The sequence below is a fragment of the Pseudomonas agronomica genome, from assembly GCF_025917275.1.
Lineage (GTDB): Bacteria > Pseudomonadota > Gammaproteobacteria > Pseudomonadales > Pseudomonadaceae > Aquipseudomonas > Aquipseudomonas agronomica.
The window spans coordinates 1-1,549 of the sequence record NZ_JAOSHO010000790.1; the positions used below are offsets into that span (position 1 = coordinate 1).

A 1,549-nucleotide genomic window follows, 5' to 3' on the forward strand; every position below is an offset into this window, starting at 1 on the left:
GGAGCAAGCTCCCTCGCCACAGGGTCCGCGCGCGCCTCAATCACGCTTCGGCTCGCGGATCTTGTACCAGGCCACGTACAGCGCCGGCAGGAACAGCAACGTCAGCAGCGTGGCGACGATGATCCCGCCGATCATCGCGTAGGCCATCGGCCCCCAGAAGACTTCGCGGGCAATGGGGATCATCCCCAGGCTCGCCGCGGCCGCCGTCAGCAGGATCGGCCGGCGCCGGTGTTCGGTGGCTTCGACCACCGCGTCCCAGGGTTCGTAGCCGTCACGCTCATACTCGTCGATCTGGGTCACCAGGATCACCGAGTTACGGATGATGATGCCGATCAGCGCGAGGATGCCGAGGATCGCCACGAAGCCCATCGGCGTGCCCGTCGGCACCAGCGCCAGCACCACGCCAATCAAGCCCAACGGCGCGACGCTCGCCACCAGGAACAATTTCTGCACGCTGTGCAATTGGATCATCAGGAATGTCGCCATCAGGAACAGCATCAGCGGCACCACGCTGGCAATGGGTCCCTGGGCCTTGCTGCTTTCTTCCACCGTACCGCCAGTCGCGATCTTGTAGCCCACCGGCAATTTGGCGGCGAACTTGTCGATGTCCGGTTGCAGTTGCCTCACCAGGTCCGTGGGCTGGATTTCGTCGCGCACGGCGGCCTTGATGGTGATGGTCGGCTTGCGGTCGCGACGCCACACCAGCGGCTGTTCCAGCTCGTAACGCACCGTGGCGAAGGCCAGCAGCGGAATCGACGTGCCGCCCGGGGTGACGATCTGCAGGTTCTGCAGGGTTTCCGGCGAACCACGCTCGGCGTCTTCGGCGCGCCCTACCACGTCGATCAGGTAGATATCGTCGTTGACCTGGGTCACCGGCGAGCCGCTGACGATGCTGTTCATCAGCCGGGCCACATCGTCCGAAGAGAGCCCCAACTGCCGCGCCTTGTCCTGGGCGATGTCGATGCGCAGCACCTTGCCCGGCTCGTTCCAGTCGTAGATGATTTCGCCGATGTGCGAGTTCTTGTCCAGCTCGGTCGCCAACTCGATCGCATGCTTGCGCACCTGGTCGATGTCCTTGCCGCTGACCCGATACTGGATCGGCCGCCCCACCGGCGGGCCCATTTCCAGCGCTTGCACGTAGCTGCCGATGCCGACGAAATCTTCCCGCAGGCGTTTCTGCAAGCGCTCGGTCAGCGCCGCCCGCGAATCCAGGCCCTTGCTGACAATCACCAGTTGCGCGTAGTACGGGTTCTGCAGCTGTTGGTCCAGCGGCAGATAGAAACGAATGGCGCCTTCGCCGATGTAAGTGCTCCAGCGCGCGATGTCCGGGTCATCCTTGAGGGTCGCTTCCAGGCGATCGACCGCTTTGCGCGTCTCGTCCATCGAGGCGTTTTGCGGCAGGTTGAGGTCCACCAGGATCTCCGGGCGGTCCGAAGACGGGAAGAACTGGTTCTGCACGAAACGCATGCAAAACACCGCCAACGCGAACAGCAGCACCGTGATGCCGATGGCCCACCAGCGATTGCGCATCGCCCACAGCAGGCCGCCA

The 1,549-nt window shown here is 64.0% G+C and carries 1 protein-coding gene; it reads right to left on the minus strand.

The genetic code is table 11. The annotated features are described in order from the left end of the window. Positions 1 to 36: 36 nt before the first annotated feature. A partial coding sequence (locus OC610_RS27155) for an efflux RND transporter permease subunit (protein ID WP_264432460.1) occupies positions 37 to 1,549 on the minus strand: 1,513 nt, incomplete at its 5' end.